The organism is Streptomyces sp. NPDC004647, assembly GCF_040609575.1.
In the GTDB taxonomy this organism is placed as follows: Bacteria; Actinomycetota; Actinomycetes; order Streptomycetales; family Streptomycetaceae; genus Streptomyces.
In genome coordinates, this window is sequence record NZ_JBEXKU010000016.1 from 78,798 (window position 1) to 100,314 (window position 21,517).

General features: G+C 71.0%; 19 protein-coding genes. 14 read left to right on the plus strand and 5 right to left on the minus strand.

Annotation, left to right across the window (positions count from 1 at the left end; translation table 11 throughout):
• Window positions 1-44 precede the first annotated feature (44 nt).
• Window positions 45-1,760, minus strand: a complete 1,716-nt coding sequence (locus tag ABZW18_RS09945) for an AlkA N-terminal domain-containing protein (protein ID WP_356184729.1) — start codon at window positions 1,758-1,760, stop codon at window positions 45-47.
• A 582-nt stretch (window positions 1,761-2,342) separates the two neighbouring features.
• Entirely contained in the window at window positions 2,343-3,503 is a 1,161-nt protein-coding gene (rsgA, locus tag ABZW18_RS09950) for a ribosome small subunit-dependent GTPase A (protein ID WP_356184660.1), read from the minus strand.
• Window positions 3,504-4,018: 515 nt separating this feature from the next.
• Between rsgA and ABZW18_RS09955 the strand changes: the two genes are divergently transcribed.
• Together ABZW18_RS09955 and ABZW18_RS09960 are read left to right on the plus strand one after the other, a co-directional pair.
• Window positions 4,019-5,677, plus strand: coding sequence for a BCCT family transporter (locus ABZW18_RS09955; RefSeq protein ID WP_356184732.1), 1,659 nt, complete (start codon window positions 4,019-4,021; stop codon window positions 5,675-5,677).
• 282 nt (window positions 5,678-5,959) lie between these two features.
• Window positions 5,960-6,772, plus strand: coding sequence for an RNA polymerase sigma factor SigF (locus tag ABZW18_RS09960; RefSeq protein WP_356184663.1), 813 nt, complete (start codon window positions 5,960-5,962; stop codon window positions 6,770-6,772).
• 252 nt (window positions 6,773-7,024) lie between these two features.
• Here the strand turns inward: ABZW18_RS09960 and ABZW18_RS09965 are convergent, their stop codons facing one another.
• Entirely contained in the window at window positions 7,025-7,471 is a 447-nt protein-coding gene (locus ABZW18_RS09965) for a MarR family transcriptional regulator (protein ID WP_356184666.1), read from the minus strand.
• 142 nt (window positions 7,472-7,613) lie between these two features.
• Between ABZW18_RS09965 and ABZW18_RS09970 the strand changes: the two genes are divergently transcribed.
• Window positions 7,614-8,777 carry a PP2C family protein-serine/threonine phosphatase gene (locus ABZW18_RS09970; protein ID WP_356184668.1) on the plus strand — a complete coding sequence of 388 codons (1,164 nt, stop codon included), beginning with the start codon at window positions 7,614-7,616 and terminating at the stop codon, window positions 8,775-8,777.
• Window positions 8,778-8,803: 26 nt separating this feature from the next.
• Here ABZW18_RS09970 and ABZW18_RS09975 read toward each other — a convergent pair whose 3' ends face one another.
• Window positions 8,804-10,066, minus strand: a complete 1,263-nt coding sequence (locus ABZW18_RS09975; RefSeq protein WP_356184671.1) for a YihY/virulence factor BrkB family protein — start codon at window positions 10,064-10,066, stop codon at window positions 8,804-8,806.
• An 18-nt stretch (window positions 10,067-10,084) separates the two neighbouring features.
• On the opposite strand from ABZW18_RS09975, the gene ABZW18_RS09980 reads away from it, so the two are divergent.
• Window positions 10,085-11,722, plus strand: a complete 1,638-nt coding sequence (locus ABZW18_RS09980; protein ID WP_356184673.1) for an acyl-CoA dehydrogenase family protein — start codon at window positions 10,085-10,087, stop codon at window positions 11,720-11,722.
• A gap of 256 nt (window positions 11,723-11,978) precedes the next feature.
• Window positions 11,979-13,280 carry a GAF domain-containing protein gene (locus ABZW18_RS09985; RefSeq protein ID WP_356184675.1) on the plus strand — a complete coding sequence of 434 codons (1,302 nt, stop codon included), beginning with the start codon at window positions 11,979-11,981 and terminating at the stop codon, window positions 13,278-13,280.
• A gap of 4 nt (window positions 13,281-13,284) precedes the next feature.
• On the opposite strand, the gene ABZW18_RS09990 is transcribed toward ABZW18_RS09985, so the two are convergent.
• Entirely contained in the window at window positions 13,285-13,896 is a 612-nt protein-coding gene (locus ABZW18_RS09990; RefSeq protein ID WP_356184678.1) for a hypothetical protein, read from the minus strand.
• 300 nt (window positions 13,897-14,196) lie between these two features.
• Between ABZW18_RS09990 and ABZW18_RS09995 the strand changes: the two genes are divergently transcribed.
• The 9 genes from ABZW18_RS09995 (at window position 14,197) to ABZW18_RS10035 (ending at window position 21,492) form a co-directional block, all read left to right on the plus strand.
• Window positions 14,197-14,877: a class F sortase gene (locus ABZW18_RS09995; RefSeq protein ID WP_356184680.1), complete on the plus strand. Its 681-nt coding sequence runs from the start codon at window positions 14,197-14,199 to the stop codon at window positions 14,875-14,877.
• A 107-nt stretch (window positions 14,878-14,984) separates the two neighbouring features.
• Window positions 14,985-15,554 carry a GNAT family N-acetyltransferase gene (locus tag ABZW18_RS10000; RefSeq protein WP_356184683.1) on the plus strand — a complete coding sequence of 190 codons (570 nt, stop codon included), beginning with the start codon at window positions 14,985-14,987 and terminating at the stop codon, window positions 15,552-15,554.
• Between the two features lie 144 nt (window positions 15,555-15,698).
• Window positions 15,699-15,782, plus strand: coding sequence for a putative leader peptide (locus ABZW18_RS10005; protein WP_309471194.1), 84 nt, complete (start codon window positions 15,699-15,701; stop codon window positions 15,780-15,782).
• A 210-nt stretch (window positions 15,783-15,992) separates the two neighbouring features.
• A complete protein-coding gene (locus tag ABZW18_RS10010; RefSeq protein ID WP_356184686.1) occupies window positions 15,993-17,690 on the plus strand; it encodes a nitrite/sulfite reductase in 1,698 nt (565 codons plus the stop codon).
• Complete coding sequence (locus ABZW18_RS10015; RefSeq protein ID WP_356184689.1) at window positions 17,687-17,884, plus strand: hypothetical protein; 198 nt, start codon at window positions 17,687-17,689, stop codon at window positions 17,882-17,884. Before ABZW18_RS10010 ends, ABZW18_RS10015 begins: the two co-directional genes overlap by 4 nt.
• Complete coding sequence (locus tag ABZW18_RS10020) at window positions 17,881-18,588, plus strand: phosphoadenylyl-sulfate reductase (RefSeq protein WP_356184692.1); 708 nt, start codon at window positions 17,881-17,883, stop codon at window positions 18,586-18,588. Before ABZW18_RS10015 ends, ABZW18_RS10020 begins: the two co-directional genes overlap by 4 nt.
• A 32-nt stretch (window positions 18,589-18,620) precedes the next feature.
• The gene (gene cysC, locus ABZW18_RS10025) at window positions 18,621-19,205 is read left to right on the plus strand and encodes an adenylyl-sulfate kinase (protein WP_356184695.1); all 585 of its coding nucleotides are present in this window, start codon (window positions 18,621-18,623) and stop codon (window positions 19,203-19,205) included.
• On the plus strand, window positions 19,202-20,137 hold the full coding sequence (gene cysD / locus ABZW18_RS10030; RefSeq protein ID WP_356184698.1) for a sulfate adenylyltransferase subunit CysD: 936 nt from the start codon (window positions 19,202-19,204) through the stop codon (window positions 20,135-20,137). Before cysC ends, cysD begins: the two co-directional genes overlap by 4 nt.
• 2 nt (window positions 20,138-20,139) lie before the next feature.
• Entirely contained in the window at window positions 20,140-21,492 is a 1,353-nt protein-coding gene (locus tag ABZW18_RS10035) for a GTP-binding protein (protein ID WP_356184701.1), read from the plus strand.
• The last annotated feature ends 25 nt before the right edge of the window (window positions 21,493-21,517 follow it).

Here is a 21,517-nt window from a genome sequence, read left to right on the forward strand (position 1 = left end):
CCGGTTGAGCGGTTCGGTCCCGGGCCTTCAGCGGTCCCGCGCCTTCACCGTTGCACTTCATTCCGCGGTACGGGCCGGTGGTCCAGCAGCAGGTGGTGCCACGCGTACGAGCGCCAGGGCCGCCGGCTCTCGGCCGCGGAGGCGTGCGGCCCGGGCGGAAAGACATCGGGGTCGCCGAGCGCCCGCATCCTGATGAGTGCGGCGGCCGAAGGCCCGATCCCGGGCAACGCGCCCAGCAACCGTTCGGCCGCGTCCCGGTCGGCGCCCGGGTCCAGCACGACGGTGCGGTCGGCGAGGGCCGCGGCCAGGAACCGCAGCGCTGCACGCCGCTCAGCAGGCAACTCCAGCTCGTCGAGCGAGGCGCCGGCGAGCTGCTCGGCTTGCGGGAAGAGGTGGGTCAGCCCGCCGTCCGGCGCGGCCAACGGCTTGCCGTACGCCCGGACCAGCGCCCCCGTGAGCCTTCGCGCCGACTCCACGTCCATCCCCTGCCCGAGCACAACCCGAACGGCCATCTCCTCGGGTTCCGCCGCGCCGGGTGACCGCAGTCCGGGCCGAGCCTCGACGAGCGGCCCGAACACCCGGTCCGCGCCGAGTCGCTCCGCGACGGCGTACGGGTCGGCATCGAGATCGAAGAGCCGCCGCAGCCGCTGTACGGCGGTGGTGAGGTCACGCAGATCGCCGAGGCGCAGTCGGCACTCGAGCCAGGCGGCGCCGGTGGTGGTGGTGGGCCGGGAGTTTGCGGCCGCCGCGCCACGGCGGCCACCCGTCCGGCTCTGCCGTCCGGGCATGGACGGGTGGCCGTTGGCCGGCGCGGTTCCGTGCGCGTTCCCCGCGGCGACCGGCGAAGGGGGGCCGCCGCGGTCATGCGCGATCAGGGTGTCGGAGGTCCCGGCGCCGTTCGCGGTGGTGTTCCGGCGCCCCCGCGCGGTGAGCGGGCCGGCCCGCTCGCGGACTTCGGCCACGCCGATCCCGTGCGGGAGGCTCAGCGTCCGGCGGTAGACGCGATCGCCGGTCGCGCCCTGCACCTCCTCGACACCGGGGACGGCTCGGGCCGCGAGGAATCCGAACATCTCGCGGGCGGCATAGGGCCCGCGGTAGGCGAGCCGCAACGGGATACCCGCCTGCGCGGCCCGGTCCCCGGCCTCGTGGCCCGCAGCCGCGTGGCGCTTCGCCGCTCCCCCGCGCGCTCCCTTCGAACCGGTCCCGCCCGAGGCCGCACGCAGTTCGCTCGGGGAGGATGCGTAGATCTCGCGGATCGTCTGGTTGAACTGCCGGACGCTCGCGAAGCCCGCCGCGAAGGCGATCTCGGTGACCGGCAGTTCGGTGGTCTGGAGGAGCACGCGCGCGGTGTGGGCCCGCTGGGCGCGGGCCAGGGCGATCGGGCCCGCCCCGAGTTCCGCGGTCAGCTGGCGCTGGATCTGGCGCGCGCTGTAGCCCAGCCGTACGGCCAGCCCCGCGACACCCTCCCGGTCGACGACACCGTCGCCGATGAGTCGTACGGCCCGGCCGACGACATCGGCGCGCGCGTTCCACTCGGCGGAGCCCGGCACCGCGTCCGGGCGGCACCGCCGGCAGGCCCGGAAGCCGGAGCCCTGGGCAGCGGCGGCGGTCGGGAAGAAACGGACGTTCTTGCGCTTCGGGGTTACCGCGGGGCAGCTGGGTCGGCAGTAGATGCCGGTGGTCGCCACGGCGAGGAAGAACTCCCCGTCGAAGCGGGCATCACGGCTGCACACCGCCTCGTACCTGGTCTCCTCGTCCATCATGCCGTCCAGTCTGCGCCCATTCCGTGGCAGCCGACTGGCGGAAATCGGACGTCGCGTTTCCGGGCGGGAACGGGCCTGATCCGTACGGCGCTGCCGCCGCCACTGCCCGCCTAAAGGCGGGGCCCGTCGTTGAGCGAGACCCGCCCGCGGATCCGGCGCTGCGCACCCTCACCATCCATCAAGGCGGGCAGGAGCCGGAGGGCGCCCTGCTCAGCCGTGTGAGCGCGGGGAGAGAACGGCCCGGCAGGGTGGGCCGAGCGTCTGTCCGGCCGCCGCTGGGGCAACCTCGGCCGGACAGTCGAGCAGCCGGACAACAGAACCAGGCGGGCAGCCGACCCGGCCCGGAGTGAGCAGTTCCCCCAACCCGGCCGGGCGTGAGCAGTTCCCCGCACCGGCCGCACGAGCTCCCACACCCGCCCGGGCACGAGCACCTCGCCTAACCCGCCCGGGCACGAGCACCTCGCCCAACCCGCCCGGGCACGAGCACCTCGCCCAACCCGCCCGGGCACGAGCACCTCGCCCGACCCGGCCGGGCGTGACCAGGTCCCCCGCACCCGGCCAGGCCCGTACCGCCCCCGGTCAGGGCTTGCGCAGCGGACCCCGCTTGCGCTCCACCATGTGCCGTCCCAGCGCCTGCTTCTGCTTCCAGGCCCGGCGCATCTCCGCCCGCAGTCGCATGTCCGTCCGGGCGGCGATGCGCTCGTTCTCCCGCAGCAACTTGCGGTAGCTCTCCAGCCGCCGCGCCGCCAGCGCCCCGTTCCCGACCGCCCCGATCACCGCGCACCCCGGCTCCGCGGTGTGCGAGCAGTCGTGGAAGCGGCACTCCTGAGCGAGGGCCTCGATCTCGGCGAACACCTGCGTGACACCGTCCTCGGCGTCCCACAGGCCGACCCCGCGCAGACCCGGGGTGTCGATCAGCACTCCGCCGCCGGGCAGCGGCAGCAGATCGCGGGTGGTCGTGGTGTGCCGGCCCTTGCCGTCGCTGTCGCGCGCGGACCGTACGTCCTGGACCTCCGAGCCCAGCAGCGTGTTGGCGAGTGTGGACTTGCCCGCACCGGACTGGCCGAGGAGTACGGCCGTACCGCCGCCGAGTACGGCGGTCAGTACGTCCACGCCGTCACCGGTCGCCGCGCTGACCGGCAGCACCGGCACACCCGGCGCGACCGCTTCCGCATCGGCGACGAGATACGACAGCCCGGCCACGTCGGGCACCAGGTCGGCCTTGGTGAGGACGACCAGCGGCTGCGCCCCGCGCTCCCCGGAGGGCGCGGACTCGTGCGACGCCGCGCCGCCGCCGGCGCCGGACATCGCCAGCGCGAGGAACCGCTCCACCCGCCCGAGGTCCAACTCGACCGCGAGCGATACACAGATGACGATGTGATCGATGTTGGCGGCCAGCACCTGGCCCTCGGAGCGCTTGGAGGACGTCGACCGCACGAACGCCGAACGGCGCGGCAACAGCGCCCGCACGGACGGCCGCTCACCGGCCTCCCGATCCACAGCGACGAAATCGCCCGTGCAGACGGCCGGCATCGGATCCGGCGAGGCCACATCGGCGGTGCCGGCGCGCAGTTCGGTCACGGCATCGCCGTCGGCGACGACCACACTGCACAGACCGCGGTCCACGCGTACCACCCGACCGGGCACCAGGCCCTGCGAAGCGTACGGAGCGAACACCGCGTCCCATCCGTCGTCCCAGCCATAGCGGGACAGCGGATGCGAGACAGAAGAGAGGTTCAAGGGAGGGACCCTTCACAAGGGTGGCCCCGGCGACGCGCACGACAGGCGCGAAGGAGAACAGGATCGAGTCAGCCGGAGACCACGGGGGCGGGATTGATGAGCTTCTGAATCCGGGCAGCGCCCAGCGCAACGACGGTCATCAACGTCCTCACCTCCCACTCGCTCAAACGGCCGCGGACGGCGGCCTCATGGCCCCCTACGGAACGGTGCCGACGATAGAACAGCGCACACGACGGCGCCACCGATTTTCCCGGGCCTCCCCTGCTGCCCAACTCCCCGCCGCACAGTCGGCGGCTCAGAACTTCCTCGCTCCTCCTCGCCCGGAGACGGACGGTCCCGCGCTCCGCAGAGCCCCTGTTCAGCCACGCACAGGGCCGGACGGCGCGGCTGGGAGCGATTCCTCCTCTTCCGTCTCATAGTGGTGCATCGTGAGCACCGGTACGCCTGAACCTCCGGAATCCCCGCAGCCGACGCCCCCGGAAGAGTCGGCTGCGGAGAGACAGCAGCGACAGACCCTGCCCGCGGACCCCGTGGTCTTCTGGGCCGGGGCGGCCATCGTGATGGCCGTCGTCGTATGGGGCGCAGTCTCCAAGGAGTCGCTGAACACCACGGCGACCACCTCCCTCGACTGGACCATCCGCACGTTCGGCTGGCTGTTCGTGATCGCCGCCGACCTCTTCGTGATCCTGGCGGTCTTTCTGGCGCTCAGCAGGTTCGGCCGGATCCGGCTCGGCAGCGACGACGATGAACCGGAGTTCACCACGCTGGCCTGGGTCGCCATGATGTTCAGCGCCGGCATGGGCATCGGGTTGATGTTCTTCGGCGTCGCCGAGCCGCTCACCCACTTCGCCGAACCTCCCCCGCAGGCCCATGTGGAGCCGCAGAGCGAGGATGCCGCCAGGACGGCGATGGAGACCACGTACTTCCACTGGGCGCTGCACCCGTGGGCGATCTACGCGGTGGTCGGCCTGGCGCTCGCGTACGCCACGTTCCGCAAGCACCGCGGCAACCGGGTGAGCGCCGCGTTCGTGCCGCTGATCGGCGAGGCCCGCGCCAACGGCGGGTGGGGGCGGGCCATCGACCTGCTCGCGATCTTCGCCACCGTCTTCGGCTCGGCGACCAGCCTGGGCCTGGGCGCGCTGCAGATGGCCGCCGGCCTGGAGTTGGTGACGCCGCTGGAGGCCGGCCGGTCCCTGGAGCTGACCATCATCGCCGCCCTCACGGCCGCCTTCGTGGTCTCCGCGGTCTCCGGGGTGCACCGCGGGGTGAAGTGGCTGAGCACGATCAACCTCCTCCTGGCGGCGTTCCTGCTCGCCTTCGTCTTCCTGGTCGGCCCCACCATCTACATCCTCGACGTGCTGCCCGCCAGCGTCGGCGGCTACCTCTTCGGCCTGATCCCGATGTCCAGCGCGACCGGCGCCTTCACCGATCCGTCGTGGCTGGGCACTTGGACCATCTTCTACTGGGCGTGGTGGCTGTCCTGGGCGCCGTTCGTCGGCACCTTCATCGCCCGCATCTCCCGTGGCCGCACCGTGCGCCAGTTCATCGTCGGCGTCCTGCTCATCCCCAGTGGCGTCAGTGCCGTGTGGTTCGCGATCCTCGGCGGCGGGGCGCTCCGCCTGCAGGCCACCGGGGAGGCGAACCTGGTCGGCAAGCTGGACGACGGCCAGGAGGCCGCGCTGTTCGGCCTCCTGGACGCGCTTCCCTGGTACGTACTGACCGCGGCCGTCGCCATCATCCTGGTCGCGCTGTACTTCGTCAGCGGTGCCGACGCCGCCTCCCTGGTGCTGGGCTCACTGTCCAGCCAGGGCTCCCTCAAGCCCAACAAGTGGCTGGTCGTCACCTGGGGCGCACTGATCGGCGCCGTGGCCGCCGTACTGCTGGTGGCCGGCGGGCTCGAAGCCCTGCAGCAGGCGACCATCCTGGTGGCGCTGCCCTTCGTCCTGGTGATGATCGCGCTGTGCTGGTCACTGGTGACCGAGCTGCGCGAGGACCCGGGAGCGGGCCCCGCTCGGCACGTCCACCCCCTCCACGGCCTGCGCGACGCCATCCGTGCCACCGTGGGAGAGGTCCTCGAGGAAGAAGGTGTCACCAAGCCCCGGGGCAGGCTACGCCGGATGCCCCGCAGAAGCGGCCGTCAGAAGTCCGACGGGGACGAGCTTCCGCCGGAGTGACATCCGCCGACGGCCCGGCGGTCAGGAACCTCCACACCTGCCGCCCTGCCGACTGCCCGGTGCCGGACTCTCCGGGCGGGCCGGTGCCCGGTCGCTGTCCGGGGCCGCTGGACCGTCCGACCGGATCCATTGCGTCCGCAGGGGTGTGCGCCCTTCCCTTGTGGGCAGGGGAATAGGTGTCGGACGTCAACAGTTGCATTGAGGAGGGTTTTTATGGACATCTCGGCGGCTGCGGATTCAGCGACGAAACCGCGGAACGGTGCCGGGCACGTGTCGGGAATGATGCCTGCCACGGAGCTGCCGTGGATCGAGGACGCGGGGATGGTCGCCCCCAAGGACGCGCGTGAACTGACCAAGCTGTTCCTCGACCGGATTCGGGAGCTGGAAGAGGGCACGCACGAGTATCAGTACGCGCGCAACACCCTCATCGAAATGAACGTGTCGCTCGTTCGATACGCGGCAGCTCGCTTCCGGAACCGCGATGAACCGCTCGAGGACATCCTTCAAGTGGGCACGATCGGGCTCATCAAGGCGATCGACCGGTTCGATCTGACCCGTGAGGTCGAATTCACCACCTTCGCCATTCCGTACATCGTGGGAGAAATCAAGCGCTTCTTCCGCGATACGAGTTGGGCCGTCCATGTTCCGCGCCGCCTCCAGGAGCTGCGGATCGAATTGGCCAAGGCCACCGAAGAGCTCGAGGCGCGGCTGGATCGCGCGCCGACCATGGACGAACTGGCGGAGTTCCTGGGGCGCACCCCCGAGGAAGTCATCGACGGCAAGGTGGCGGCCAACGGATACGTCGCGTCCTCCATCGATGTGCCCGTCGGCGAGGACGGCCCCACCGGCGGGTCGACTTTCGCCGAGCGTATGGGCGACCCCGACCCGGCGATCGAGATCATCGAAGATCTGCACGCACTCAAGCCTCTGCTGGAAGACCTCGGGGAGCGGGATCGCACGATCCTGCAGCTGCGCTTCGGTGAGGAACTGACGCAGTCCGAGATCGGCGCCGAACTCGGCATTTCACAGATGCATGTCTCCCGTCTCCTCACTCGCTGCCTGACCCGGCTCCGTACCGGGATGCAGCAGGACTGAAGCGGCGTGCCGCACAGGCCGCTCGTCCTTGTACGGAGAGCGGGGCACGCGGGCCGGAGGAGCGGACCCGGGTTGGGTGCCGGACCCAGGCGGGAAGCGCGCGGCCTCTGGTCGGACCCGATCGTGGGCCATCCGGGTGGCCGGACAGCGGCCCCGGACGGGCTGGATGCGCGGGCTGGATGCGGGGCGGGCTGCGCAGTGGGCTGCGAGGTGGGCTGCGGGGTGGGCTGCGGGGTGGGTAGGCCGCGCCTGCTACGCCGAGCGCATCGACGTTCCCCGGCCCTCGGACGCGGCCCGCGCGTCGGCCGCGGCCGCTTGCAGTGCCCGCAGTCCATCGCGCAGAGCAGCCTGCTGTACGGCGGGCATCGCGGTCACCAGAGGCGCCAGATGCTCCTCGCGCAGCGCCCGGACCTTCCCGAGGTGTTCCCGCCCGGCCGGGGTCAAGGACAATTCCAGTTCTCTGCGGCTGGATGCGCTCGGCGCCCGCTCAAGAAAGCCCACAGCCTCCAGCCGGTCGCACAGCCGGCTCGCCGAAGGCGGCGTCGCTCCCAGACCGTCCGCCAAACTCTTCAGCTTGATGCCGTCCTCACGCTCCAGCAGATACATGGCTCGCAACTGGGCCGTCGAGACCGGAGCCGTGGGCACTTCCTTGCTGTGCTCCCACAGCATTTCCAACAGCTCGACCACCTCAGAGACCATGTGTGCTCCCACGCCGGGGCGCTGCCGAGGAAGAATATCGTTCGTCCTCATACGTTGACAGTTGCCCGAAAATATCCATTCGAAGTCAGCAGGCCGCTCATCACCAAGGCGCTTCCGCGCCCAGCCGAAAGCAGATGCCCCCGTGGACAGGTTTGCCGCCGTAGAGCGTGCGTTGCGTACCGCCGCACCCCACACCCTCCTGGACGTCGTCACAGCAGCCCTGCAGGAAGCGTACGCCGCCACCCGTGTCGAGTTGCGCATGGCCGACTACAGCGTGACCACTCTGCAAACCGTGGGATCTCTCCCCGGCACCACAGAACCCGTACCCATCCACGACAGCCCCCAGGGCCGTGCCTTCGGTGCGCAGGAGCCATACGTCGAAACGGATCTCACCGAACGCGGTGGCAGGGTGCACCTCCCCATCACGATCCGGGGCGACCGGATGGGCGTGCTGACCGTCAGCCTGCCTGAACACGAGTATTTCACCGGCCTCCCGCAGGAAATCCAACCCCTTTGTGAAGCTTTGGGGCATGAAATCGTTGTCGCCGAACGGGACACCGACCTCTACCTGCTGGCCCGCCGGGCGGCACGCCTTACACTCGCCGCCGAGCTGCAATGGCAGCTTCTGCCCGGCCACTCCCTGTCCCGTACCGAATACGCACTGGGAGCCCACCTGGAACCCGCGTACGCGATCTTCGGAGACAACTACGACTGGTCGGCCTCGGCCGAACATCTGACGCTGACCGTCACCAATGGCATGGGCGACGGCATCAATGCCGCTCTGCTCACCAATCTCGCCATCAATGCCCTGCGCAACGCACGGCGGGCCGGCCTCGGGCCGGCCGATCAAGCCGTCCTCGCCGACCAGGCGGTCTACGCGCAGTATCAGGGCGCCGCGTACGTGTCGGTGCTGCTGCTCCGCTTCACCCTCGCAACCGGTGACGTCGAGATCGTCGATGCTGGTTCCCCGCGGATGTGGCGGATGCGCGGCGGCAGTGCCGAACCCCTGTCCTTCGACGCGCAGCTGCCCCTGGGGATGTTCGAGGACACCCAGTACGTCACCGAGCACCTCCGGGTCCAGCCGGGGGACCGGCTGCTCATCGGGAGCGACGGCGTCTACGACACGGTCTCCCGCGCCGGTGAGCGTTACGGGGAACGCGCCCTCGCCCGCTCCCTGAACGCGACCCGCCTGCTCCCCCCGCCCCAGGTGCCGCGAGCCGTCCTGCGTGAACACGCCGGCTACCGCGGGGACACCCCCCTCGACGACGATGCCTTGATCGTCTGCCTCGACTGGTACGGGCGGTAGATCCTCGCCGTGGCGCAGGGGCCGCCTCAGCCCCGCGCACCCCGGCTCGGCTCGGTGCCGTTGCGGGGCCGGCCGTCCCCCTCCGCGCCGTCGCCCGCGTCCTCCGCATGCTCCGTGTCCTCCGCGCGCTCCTCCCGCTCCCGCTCCCGCTTGCCGTGCAGGCGGGAGCGGATGTCCTCATGCGGCAGGAACTGCGCCCAGCGCTCCGGGAATTCGGACGGCGGCTCCGCGTCGGGGCCGTCCTCGGCCTCGTCCCAGTCCTCGTCCGGGTCCTCCGCGCGGCCACGGTCGCGGGCCGCGCGCTGGGCCGCCGCCCGGGCGACCAGCGCCGCCGCGGCCTCCTCCCGGACCCGCTCGTTCGCCTGCCGCGCCGCGGCCGTCGCCACCGACGGCCACACCCGGTCGATCGCCGCGTTGACCGCCGCCCCGACCAGCACGGCGAAGGCGGAGACACCGATCCACAGCAGGACGGCGACGGGCGCGGCCAGCGAGCCGTAGATGGTCGGCCCCTCGACCGTATTGATCAGATAGATGCGCAGCAGGAAGCTGCCGAGCACCCAGATCGCGAGCGCCACCAGCGCGCCCGGGATGTCCTCCTGCCACGGGGAACGCACCGGTACGGACACGTGGTAGAGCGTGGTGAGGAAGATCACCGAGAGGATGAGGACGACCGGCCAGTACAGGGCCCGCACCACACCCTCGCTCCACGGCAGGAAGTCCATGACCGCGTCCGGCCCGGCCACCATCAGCGGCAGCACCACCGCCCCGATGAGCAGCGCGACGACATAGAGCAGGAAGGCGAGCAGCCGGGTCCTGACGATGCCCCGCACACCGTCCAGCCCGTACATCACGGTGATCGTTTCGATGAAGACCGTCACCGCCCGCGACCCGGACCACAGGGCGAAGGCGAAGCCCAGCGAGATGACATCCGGCCGGCCGCCGCGCGTGACGTCCTCCAGGAGCGGGCTGGCGATCTCCTTGACGCCCCGGTCGGAGAGCACGGTCCCGGACGCGGTGAGGATGTTCTGCCGGATGCTGTCGATGGTCTCGGTGCCGGCATCGAGATAGCCGATCAGCCCGATCAGGCCGAGCAGCAGCGGCGGCAGCGACAGCAGCGTGAAGAAGGCCGCCTCGGCGGCGAGGCCGAGGATCCGGTACTCCATGCAGGAGTTGACCGTGTCCTTCAGCAGCAGCCAGGCCACCTTGCGCTTGGACAGATGCGGATAGAGGGCGCGGGCCCTGCGCAACCGGCCCATGGACCGGTTGGGGGATGACTCTGCTGCTTGCACTTCCATAACGTATCCGGCATGGGAGCCTCGACACACACCGTGACCAACCAAGCTCCACCCCTGACCGGGTACGACGCTTTCGCCGCGGACGCCGCCCTCGCCGAGGGTGTGGCGCGCCATGCCGGAGCCGACCGGCTGGACGAGATCCGTACGGAGCTGGGTGAGCTCGGGCGCTCGGCGGGCTCCGCCCAGGCCCAGCGGTGGGGAGCGCTGGCCAATGACCATCCGCCGGTGCTGCACACCCACGATCGCTACGGCCACCGTATCGACGAGGTGGAGTACCACTTCGCCTATCACCGCCTGCTGGGCCACGCGATCGCGGCGGGGCTGACCGACGCCTGGTCGCGGCCGGACGGCCACCTCCGGCGTACGGCCGCCTTCCTGGTGTGGACGCAGACCGACGCGGGACACAGCTGCCCGCTGTCGATGACACACGCGGCGGTCCCGGCGCTGCGGGCCGACCCCGGGCTCGCAGCCGAGTGGGAGCCCCGGCTCGCCTCCCGGGTGTATGAGCCGGATCTGTGGCCGCCGGACGTGAAGCCGGGGGCGCTGTTCGGAATGGGCATGACGGAGAAACAGGGCGGTTCGGATGTACGTTCCAATACGACACGGGCGGAGCCGCTGGCCGCCGCGGGCGAGTACGTCCTGACCGGCCACAAGTGGTTCTGCTCGGCTCCCATGTCGGACGCGTTTCTCGTACTGGCGCAGGCCCCGGGCGGCCTGACCTGCTTCCTGCTCCCCCGCCTCCTGCCCGACGGCGGCCGCAACACCTTCCGTATCCAGCGCCTGAAGAACAAGCTCGGCAACCGCTCGAACGCGTCCGCCGAGGTGGAGTTCGACGGGACGACCTGGGCGCGCCGCGTCGGCGAGGAGGGCCGCGGCGTCCCCACCATCATCGGGATGGTCGCGGCCACCCGGCTGGACTGCGTCACCGGGGCGGCGGGGCAGATGCGGCAGGCGGTCGCGCAGGCGGTGCACCATGCGGCGTACCGCAGCGCCTTCGGCGGCCCGCTGATCGACAAGCCGCTGATGCGCAACGTACTGGCGGATCTGGCGCTGGAGTCGGAGGCGGCGACGACGCTCGCGCTGCGGCTGGCCGCGGCGTACGACGCGGATGACGAGAGCGAGAAGCAGCTGCTGCGGCTGGCAGTGCCGGTTGCCAAGTACTGGGTGACCAAGCGCTGTCCGCCGTTGGCGGCCGAGGCCCTCGAGTGTCTGGGCGGCAACGGCTATGTCGAGGAGTCGGGAATGCCCCGGCTGCTGCGCGAGTCCCCGCTCAACTCGATCTGGGAGGGCTCGGGGAACGTCCAGGCACTCGATGTGCTCCGTGCCCTCCAGCGCGAACCCGCCGCCCTGAACGCCTTCCTGACCGAGGTCGGCCTGGCTCGGGGCGCCGACCACCGGCTGGACGCCGCGATCAGGGACATGCTCACCGAACTCGCCGATCTGGACGGGATCGAGGCCCGGGGCCGCAGGCTCGTCGAGCGGATGGCGCTCGCTCTGCAGGGGTCGCTGCTGCTGCGGTTCGCACCGCCGGAGGTCGCCGACGCGTTCTGTGCCTCGCGGCTGGGACGTGACTGGGGCGGGGCGTTCGGCACGCTGCCGCACACCCTGGACCTGGCATCGATCGTGGACCGTGCGCGGGTGCCGGTCTGAGGGGTGCGGGAGCGGCGGCCCGGAGCCGGGAGTGGTGCTGCGCCGACACGGCACCACCCCCGTCCAGGAACGCCACCGCTGCGGCACAGCCGTGCGCATCGAGCGGCGTACAGGACACTCTTGTCCTGCCGATCGGTTGTGCACAAACGTTGCGAGGGTTGCAGCAATAACGCCAAGTACCTGTCCGCTCCGCTCTCCAACGGCACCATGGGAATGCTGGTACCGACCAGTCCTGTCCTTTTCGGAGACCGAACCCGTGAACGACGAACCGATGGACATGGCCCGGCTGTCGGCCATGGACGCACGTCAGGCATCCCGTGTGCTCAGTGGCGTACGGGCGGCGGCACTGTCAGGGCGGCGCCCGCCCGTCACTCCCCGCCCGGTGATCGGCGAGTCCTGGGACCGGACGCTGCAATACGGCGTGGATCCCGACCGGGGCTCCCACCCGGGTCTGCTCGCACTGGACGAGATCGAGGCGCGGCGCCGGTCCTCGCCGATCTCCTCGGTCCTGCCCACCCTGCGGCAGGGCATCGTCACGGCCGCCGGCGGGGCCCGGCACATCATGGTGGTCACCGACGCCGAAGGCCGGATGCTGTGGCGCGACGGCAGCCAGGCCGTCCAGAAGCAGGCGGACGGGCTGGGCTTCGAGCTGGGCGCCAGCTGGGCGGAGGAAGCGGTCGGCACGAATGCGGTGGGCACCGCGCTGGTGGCTCGCCGGCCGGTCCAGGTGCACTCCGCCGAGCACTTCGTCCGCAGGCATCACTCGTGGACCTGCGCCGCGGCGCCGCTGCACGATCCGCGGGACGGCCGCCTGCTGGGCGTGGTCGATGTCAGCGGTCCCGCCGCCTCCCTGCACCCGGCGACGCTGGCCCTGGTCAGCGCTGTCGCCCGGCTCGCCGAGAGCGAGCTGCGCGAGCGGCATCTGGCGGCGATCGAGCGGCTGCGCGCGGTGGCCGCGCCGATGCTGTGCCGGATCGGCGGACGAGCGGTCGCCGTCGACCGCAACGGCTGGACAGCGGCCGTCACCGGCATGCCCCCGATGAACCGCCTGGTCTTGCCCAGGTCCCTGAGCGCGGGGCAGGTCCGGATCCCGTCGTTCGGACTGTGCACGGTGGAGCCGCTGCCGGACGGCTGGCTGGTGCGCGCCGCTGAGCCCCGGCCGGACGGCGGGGAGGCGTGTGCGGAGCCGAGCCGGGTCGTACTGGATCTGCGGATGCCCCGGCACTGGACGCTCTCCGTGATGGGTGGGACGGGCAGCTGGACGCAGGATCTGACGCCGCGGCATGCGGAGTTGCTGTACGTCCTCGCCCGGCACCGGGAAGGGCGTACGGCGGCGCAACTGGCGCTGGACCTGTTCGGCGACTCCGCCAGGACGGTGACGGTGCGGGCCGAGCTGTCGCGGATCCGGCGGACCCTGGCGGGGGTTCTGGACCACCGCCCGTACCGCTTCGCCGACGGGGTGGGGGTCGAGCTGCTGACGCCGGCGGATCAGACCGGGCTGCTTCCGCACTCGACCGCCCCGGCGGTGGTCGCGGGCCGCTCACCCGGTACCGGCTGACCCGTCAGGCGGAGTCCTGGCGCGCGCGGCGGCGGATCAGGAAGTAACTGACGGCTCCGGCGAACGCCGTGACCAGGGCGACGCCGACGGTCACCGCGACCGGGGTCACACGATCGGTGCTCCCGTCGAGACCGGCCTTGGCGGCATGGCTCGGCCCGGCGACCGCGCTGTGCCGCGGCGCGGGCTCGGTGTCGCGGCGCGGGACGGCCTTGGTGCCGGGGTGCGAGTCCTTGTTGGTGCCGGGGCGCGCGACGACCTCGAAGTGGCCGCCGGTGACGGTCCTGCCGCCGCAGGTGGCGGAGACCGTGTGCGTGCCGGGGCGTACGGCCGCGAAGACCTCGGGCCGCGCGACCGAGGAGCCTTCGTTCGGTACGCCCCGCAGCTGTGTGCGGGGGAACGCGTTGGACTCGACGATGGCGTCGTAGGCCCTGCCGGTGCCGCGGCAGGCGGTGCCGTCGACCGTGACCGTCAGGCTGCCGCCCTGCTCGACCGTCCCGGGCCGCACGACGATGTTGCTGGGGCCCGCGCGGCCCGGGTCCGCGACGGCCGACGGGGCCGGCAGGGCGAGAGCGGCGGCGGCCAGCGCGACGGCCGCGACGGCGCGGGTGACAGGCATGGGCTTCCTCCGGCGCGGGCGCGCTGCGGGACGGTGCCCCGGACGTTCAGTGATCGCGCCCACGTCGACCGTCGCCCGGAAGGCCCGGAAGCGCATGCGGCGGCGGTCCGAACGGGCGGCCCTCCGCCGGGCCGAGACCGGTCCGGCGCGATGTCCGACGTGGGCCCGAGGCGATGCCCGAGGCGATGTCCATGCCCCGCCACCCGTTCGCCCGTGTCCTGTCGCAGCCCCGGACTCGCGGTCCTAACGTGCCGTTAGGTGACCCTGGCGTGTCCACCACCGCGCCTGGAGGGGAGAGAGATGCGTGCGAGGTACGGCCGGAGCCGCGGCGCCTACAGACCGGTGCGGAGAAGAAGCTCTCCCTGGGGGCTGATAGCCCTCGTACTCCTCATCGGCGCCGCTCTGATACGGAACGGGGCCGGCGCGGCGGAAGGGCCCCCGCAGCCGACCGCCGAGTCCGCCATGGACAGCCGGGCTGCGCCCGCCCCCTCGCCCTCCGCGCCCGCGCCCCCGCCCGACCCGCTGCCCGCCTCCGCCCCGACCCGCGTGAAGATCCCCGCAATCAGGGTGGACGCCCCGCTGACGGCGGTCGGGCTCGACCGGGAGGGCTGGATCGACTCACCGCCGGCGGCGCAGAAGAATCTCGCGGGCTGGTTCAAGGAGGCGGTCACCCCGGGGGAGAAGGGGACCTCGGTGCTCGTCGGACATGTCGACAACGCGGCGGGCCCGGTCGTCTTCTACAACCTGGGTGCCCTGAAGAAGGGCCACAGCATCGAGGTGGTCCGGCAGGACGGCCGTACCGCGGTGTTCGAGATCTACGGCATCGAGGTGTTCGAGAAGCGGGCCTTCCCCGCGGAGCGGGTGTACGCCGACCAGGGGCATCCGGAGCTCAGGGTCATAACGTGCGGTGGCGGCTTCTCCAAGAAGACGGGCTACAACGGGAACGTCGTCGTGTTCGCCAAGCTCGTCCCGGCCCGGTGACACCGGCCGCACAGCCCACGCGGGCCCGACGGACATGCCGGGAGGGTCATGGCATCCGGGGGCGGGCACCTCGAGGAGCGTCCGGCACCCATGATTGGCTGTCGGACATGAGCATCACCGTGACCACCTGGTCCCTGGAGCAGACCGCGCCCGCCGACCTCGTACCGGCCGGCCCGCCGGAGGACGGCAGCGGTGTACGGATCATCCGCTCCGAGGTGGTTTCACCGGAATTCAGCCGATTTCTCTATACCGCCGTGGGCGGCGACGTCCGGTGGACCGACCGGCTGGGCTGGCCGTACGCCCGGTGGCGGGAGTTCCTGGAGCGCCCCGGCGTCGAGACCTGGGTCGCCTACGACCACGGGACCCCGGCCGGATACATCGAGCTGGACGCACAGAAGGGGGGCGTGGTCGAAATCAGCTATTTCGGACTGATTCCCGCCTTCCGTGGACGGCGCATCGGCGGGCACCTGCTGAGCGTGGGCGCGGCGCGCGCCTGGGACCTGGCCGGGCGATGGCAGGGACTCGCCCCGACCGAGCGGCTGTGGGTGCACACCTGCAGCAAGGACGGGCCGTACGCGCTGGACAACTACCGGCGGCGTGGCTTCCGGGTCTTCGGGACCAGGACCGAGGAGGAGCCGGAGACCTCTCCCCCGGGTCCGTGGCCCGGCGCGTACTGACCCGGCGCCTGTCCGTCCGGAGGCGCGACCGGAGGCCTGACCGGCAACGTGACCCGCGACACAGCGTCTCGTCAAGCAAGACAGACTCGTCCACATTCTGGATAGCGGTGGACTCTCCGGAGACCGCCGTGACACGCTTTCGTCATGTCTCGAGCTGGAATTGCCTTGGTGAGTCGGCGGCACGTCGACCTCGGCCGCATGTCCAGCGCCATCTGTCCGGCGGGCTGACAGTCACAGCACCGTCGTATCCCACGCCGTCCCCACCGTTGCGGACTGGCGAGCGCCCCTGATCCGCGCTGCCGCACGCACCCTCCCCGCGGTGTGAGCACAGCTGCGTATCCGCAGGCAGGAGCGCGCCCCGGCATACCGAACCCTTCCTCCTCGCCCCCCTTCGGGGAGGAGGACCCAACTTGAGCCGCCCTAGAAGGACGTAACCCCATGGCCGCCACCCCGGAACGAGCAACCGCTGCCACGACCCGCCGCAAGGCCGGCCGCCACCGCGGCGAGGGCCAGTGGGCCGTGGGTCACTTCACTCCGCTCAACGGCAATGAGCAGTTCAAGAAGGATGACGACGGTCTCAATGTGCGGACACGCATTGAGACGATCTACTCAAAGGCCGGATTCGACTCGATCGACCCCAACGATCTGCGGGGGCGGATGCGTTGGTGGGGCCTCTACACCCAGCGCAAGCCCGGCATCGACGGCGGCAAGACCGCGATCCTGGAGCCGGAGGAGCTGGACGACAAGTACTTCATGCTCCGTGTCCGCATCGACGGCGGACGGCTGACCACCGAGCAGCTGCGGATCATCGGCGAGATCTCCGAGGAGTTCGCCCGCGGCACGGCGGATGTCACCGACCGGCAGAACATCCAGCTGCACTGGATCCGGATCGAGGACGTGCCCGAGATCTGGCGGCGGCTGGAAGGCGTCGGCCTGTCGACGACCGAGGCCTGCGGCGACACTCCGCGCGTCATCCTCGGGTCGCCGGTCGCCGGTATCGCCGAGGACGAGATCATCGACGGCACCCCGGCCATCGACGCGATCCACAGCCGCTACATCGGCAGCAAGGAATTCTCGAACCTGCCGCGCAAGTTCAAGACGGCCATCTCGGGTTCGCCGCTGCTGGATGTGGCGCACGAGATCAACGACATCGCGTTCGTCGGCGTCGAGCACCCCGAGCACGGCCCCGGCTTCGACCTGTGGGTCGGCGGCGGGCTGTCCACCAACCCCAAGATCGGCGTACGGCTGGGCGGCTGGGTCCCGCTGGACGAGGTACCCGACGTCTGGGCCGGAGTCGTCGGCATCTTCCGCGACTACGGCTACCGGCGGCTGCGCACCCGCGCCCGGCTGAAGTTCCTGGTCGCCGACTGGGGCCCGGAAAAGTTCCGCCAGGTGCTGGAGGACGAGTACCTGCAGCGCAAACTGGTCGACGGCCCCGCGCCCAACGACCCGCTGGAGCAGTGGCGCGACCACATCGGCGTCCACCGCCAGCAGGACGGCCGGTTCTACGTCGGCTTCGCCCCGCGCGTCGGCCGGATCGTCGGCACCGACCTGACCAAGATCGCCGCAGTGGCCGAGGCGCACGGTTCGGGCCGGGTCCGTACCACCGTCGAGCAGAAGATGATCGTGCTCGATGTCGAGGAGTCGCAGGTCGAGTCGCTGGTCGAGTCGCTCGAGGCAATGGACCTGCGGGTCAATCCCTCGCCCTTCCGGCGCGGCACGATGGCCTGCACCGGCATCGAGTTCTGCAAGCTCGCCATCGTCGAGACCAAGGAGCGCGGGTCGGCGCTGATCGACGAACTCGAGCGCCGTATCCCCGACTTCGACCAGCCCATCACCATCAACCTCAACGGCTGCCCGAACGCCTGCGCCCGTATCCAGGTCGCGGACATCGGCCTCAAGGGCCAGCTCGTCATGGACACCGACGGCAACCAGGTCGAGGGCTTCCAGGTGCACCTGGGCGGTGCGCTCGGCCTCGAACCGGGCTTCGGCCGCAAGGTCCGCGGTCTGAAGGTCACTTCCGCCGAGCTGCCCGACTACGTGGAGCGCGTACTGAAGCGTTTCCAGGCGGAGCGCGAGGACGACGAGCGGTTTGCGCAGTGGGCGGCCCGGGCGAGTGAGGAGGCGCTCTCATGAGTGAGCGAGCCGCACCGTTCTACTGCCCGTACTGCGGGGACGAGGACCTGCGCCCCTCCGAGGAGGGAACCGCCGCAGGTAAGGGAGCAGCCTGGGAATGCGGGTCCTGCAACCGCGCGTTCCGACTCTCGTTCCTCGGGCTGCTGGCCAAGGGCCTGCAGCGCGACCGAAACGAAGGGGGCACCACGGAATGACCACGGCACAGCAGCGCACCCCGGCCCAGCTCCGGACGCTCGCCGAGGAGGCGGGCCGCGAGCTGGAGGACGCTTCCGCGCTCGACATCCTGACCTGGGCCACCGGCACCTTCGGCAGCCGCTTCTGCGTCACCTCCTCCATGGAGGATGCCGTCGTGGCCCACCTCGCCTCCCGCGCCAACCCGGGTGTGGACGTGGTGTTCCTCGACACCGGCTACCACTTCCCGGAGACCATCGGCACCCGCGACGCGGTCGAGGCCGTGATGGACGTCAACGTCATCACCCTCACCCCGCGCCAGAGCGTCGCCGAGCAGGACGCCGAGTACGGGCCGAAGCTGCACGACCGCGACCCGGACCTGTGCTGCGCCCTGCGCAAGGTCAAGCCGCTCGAAGAGGGCCTGACGGAGTACGACGCGTGGGCGACCGGCCTGCGCCGCGACGAGTCCCCGACCCGGGCGAACACCCCGGTCGTCGGCTGGGACGACAAGCGGCAGAAGGTCAAGGTCTCCCCGATCGCCCGCTGGACCCAGAACGACGTGGACGCCTACATCGCCGAACACGGCGTGCTCACCAACCCGCTGCTGATGGACGGCTACGCCTCCGTCGGATGCGCGCCGTGCACCCGCCGCGTACAGGCCGGTGAGGACGCCCGGGCGGGCCGCTGGGCGGGACGCAGCAAATCCGAGTGCGGACTGCACGGCTGATGACCATCGACGAGATATCCAGGGAGCGGGAGATGAGCCTGACGGACCACGGTGCGCGGCCACGCGCCGAGGTGAGTGCGCTGCAGTCGGGCGCCACCATCTGGCTCACCGGTCTGCCGAGCGCCGGCAAGACGACGATCGCCTACGCGCTGGCGGAGCGGCTGCGCGGCGACGGGCACCGGGTGGAGGTGCTCGACGGCGATGAGATCCGCGAGTTCCTCTCCGCCGGGCTCGGCTTCACCCGCGAGGACCGCCATACCAATGTGCAGCGGATCGGCTTCGTCGCCGAGCTGCTGGCCTCGAACGGGGTGAAGGCTCTCGTCCCGGTCATCGCGCCGTACGCCGAGAGCCGCGAGGCCGTGCGGAGCCGCCACCAGGCCGCAGGCACGGCATATCTGGAAGTACATGTGGCCACCCCGGTGGACGTGTGCTCCGTGCGCGATGTGAAAGGGCTCTACGCCAAGCAGGCAGCGGGCGAGATCTCCGGACTGACCGGGGTCGACGACCCGTACGAGGCGCCGGCCGACCCGGATCTTCGGATCGAGGCGCACGAGCAAGCCGTCGAGGAGTCGGCGGCGGCACTGCACGCGCTGCTGACCGAGAGAGGACTGTCGTGACGACCGCGACCGCACTGACCGAAGGCACCGACAACCCGTACGCCCTGTCGCACCTGGACGCGCTGGAGTCCGAGGCGGTGCACATCTTCCGCGAGGTGGCAGGCGAGTTCGAGCGGCCGGTGATCCTTTTCTCCGGCGGCAAGGACTCCATCGTCATGCTGCACCTGGCGCTGAAGGCCTTTGCCCCGGCGCCGGTCCCCTTCTCGCTGCTGCATGTGGACACCGGGCACAACTTCCCCGAGGTCCTCGACTACCGGGACCGTACGGCCGAACGGCACGGGCTGCGCCTCCACGTCGCCTCCGTCCAGGAGTTCATCGACAACGGCAAGCTGCGCGAGCGCCCCGACGGGACGCGCAACCCGCTGCAGACCGTGCCGCTGCTGGACGCCATCGAGAGCAACCGCTTCGACGCGGTGTTCGGCGGCGGCCGCCGGGACGAGGAGAAGGCCCGCGCCAAGGAGCGCGTCTTCTCCGTGCGCGACGAGTTCGGCGGCTGGGACCCGCGGCGTCAGCGCCCCGAGCTGTGGCAGCTCTACAACGGCCGGCACTCCCCCGGTGAGCACGTCCGTGTCTTCCCGCTGTCCAACTGGACCGAGCTGGACGTCTGGCAGTACATCGCCCGCGAGAAGATCGAGCTCCCGCAGATCTACTTCGCCCACGAGCGCGAGGTCTTCGCCCGCAGCGGCATGTGGCTGGCGCCCGGCGAGTGGGGCGGCCCGAAGGAGGGCGAGCGGGTCGAGACCCGGATGGTGCGCTACCGCACCGTCGGCGACATGTCCTGCACCGGCGCCGTCGACTCCGACGCGGTGAGCATCGAGCAGGTGATCACCGAGATCGCCGCTTCCCGGCTGACCGAGCGGGGCGCGACACGAGCGGACGACAAGCTGTCCGAGGCCGCCATGGAGGACCGTAAGCGCGAGGGGTACTTCTAAAAATGTCCAGCATCAGCACCGGTCCCAGCGGCATCGCCGAGCAGACCTCGGCCACCTCGCTGCTGCGCTTCGCGACCGCCGGTTCCGTCGACGACGGCAAGTCCACCCTGGTGGGCCGGCTGCTGCACGACTCCAAGTCGGTCCTCGCCGACCAGCTGGAGGCCGTGGAGCACGCCTCGCGCAGCCGCGGCCAGGAGACGCCGGACCTCGCGCTGCTCACCGACGGGCTGCGCGCGGAGCGGGAGCAGGGCATCACCATCGATGTCGCGTACCGCTACTTCGCCACCCCGCGGCGGCGGTTCGTCCTCGCCGACACCCCCGGGCATGTGCAGTACACCCGGAACATGGTCACCGGCGCGTCCACCGCCGAGCTGGCCGTGGTCCTGGTCGACGCCCGTAACGGTGTCGTCGAGCAGACTCGCAGGCACGCGGCCGTGGCAGCGCTCCTCCGCGTCCCGCATGTGGTCCTCGCGGTCAACAAGATGGACCTGGTCGACTACGCGGAGCCCGTCTTCGCCCGGATCGCCGAGGAGTTCACCGCCTACGCCGCCTCGCTGGGCGTACCGGAGATCACCGCGATCCCGATCTCCGCGCTCGCCGGGGACAACGTGGTGACCGTGTCGGCGAACATGGACTGGTACGGCGGCCCGACGGTGCTCGAGCACCTGGAGACGGTGCCCGTCGTCACCGACCCGTCGGCGGACCCGGCCCGTTTCCCGGTCCAGTACGTCATCCGCCCGCAGTCCGCCGAGCTCCCCGACTACCGCGGCTACGCGGGCCAGGTCGCCTCGGGTGTGCTGCGCGTCGGCGACGCCGTGACCGTCCTGCCGTCCGGCCGTACGAGCACGATCGAGGGCATCGACGCCCTGGGTGAGCAGGTGGACGTGGCCTGGGTGCCGCAGTCCGTGACCGTGCGCCTGGCCGACGATCTCGACATATCGCGCGGCGACATCATCGTCCCGACGGCCGGCGCCCCCGCGACGACCCAGGACATCGAGGCCACCGTCTGCCATCTGCACGACCGGCCGCTGAAGATCGGCGAGCGGGTGCTGCTGAAGCACACCACCCGCACGGTGAAGGCGATCGTCAAGGACATCCCCTCCCGGCTGACCCTGGACGATCTCTCACAGCACCCGGCGCCTGGTGAGCTGGTGGCCAATGACATCGGCCGGGTGGTGGTGCGTACCGCGGAGCCGCTGGCGCTCGACGCGTACGCCGACTCCCGGCGTACCGGGTCCTTCCTGCTGATCGACCCGGCGGACGGTACGACCCTGACAGCCGGCATGGCGGGTGCCTCCTTCGCCGCCTCCGACGACGCCGGGACGGTTCAGGACGACGAGGGGTGGGACTTTTGATGGTTGACGCCTTTTCGACCTTCGC

Coding starts and splice junctions, on each gene's coding strand:
- ABZW18_RS09945 (WP_356184729.1), bottom strand. CDS start 1,760: ATGGACGAGGAGACCAGGTACGAGGCGGTGTGCAGCCGTGATGCCCGC.
- ABZW18_RS09960 (WP_356184663.1), top strand. CDS start 5,960: ATGCCTGCCACGGAGCTGCCGTGGATCGAGGACGCGGGGATGGTCGCC.
- ABZW18_RS09965 (WP_356184666.1), bottom strand. CDS start 7,471: ATGGTCTCTGAGGTGGTCGAGCTGTTGGAAATGCTGTGGGAGCACAGC.
- ABZW18_RS09980 (WP_356184673.1), top strand. CDS start 10,085: ATGGGAGCCTCGACACACACCGTGACCAACCAAGCTCCACCCCTGACC.
- ABZW18_RS09990 (WP_356184678.1), bottom strand. CDS start 13,896: ATGCCTGTCACCCGCGCCGTCGCGGCCGTCGCGCTGGCCGCCGCCGCT.
- ABZW18_RS09995 (WP_356184680.1), top strand. CDS start 14,197: ATGCGTGCGAGGTACGGCCGGAGCCGCGGCGCCTACAGACCGGTGCGG.
- ABZW18_RS10000 (WP_356184683.1), top strand. CDS start 14,985: ATGAGCATCACCGTGACCACCTGGTCCCTGGAGCAGACCGCGCCCGCC.
- ABZW18_RS10005 (WP_309471194.1), top strand. CDS start 15,699: ATGTCTCGAGCTGGAATTGCCTTGGTGAGTCGGCGGCACGTCGACCTC.
- ABZW18_RS10010 (WP_356184686.1), top strand. CDS start 15,993: ATGGCCGCCACCCCGGAACGAGCAACCGCTGCCACGACCCGCCGCAAG.
- ABZW18_RS10015 (WP_356184689.1), top strand. CDS start 17,687: ATGAGTGAGCGAGCCGCACCGTTCTACTGCCCGTACTGCGGGGACGAG.
- ABZW18_RS10020 (WP_356184692.1), top strand. CDS start 17,881: ATGACCACGGCACAGCAGCGCACCCCGGCCCAGCTCCGGACGCTCGCC.
- cysC (WP_356184695.1), top strand. CDS start 18,621: ATGAGCCTGACGGACCACGGTGCGCGGCCACGCGCCGAGGTGAGTGCG.
- ABZW18_RS10035 (WP_356184701.1), top strand. CDS start 20,140: ATGTCCAGCATCAGCACCGGTCCCAGCGGCATCGCCGAGCAGACCTCG.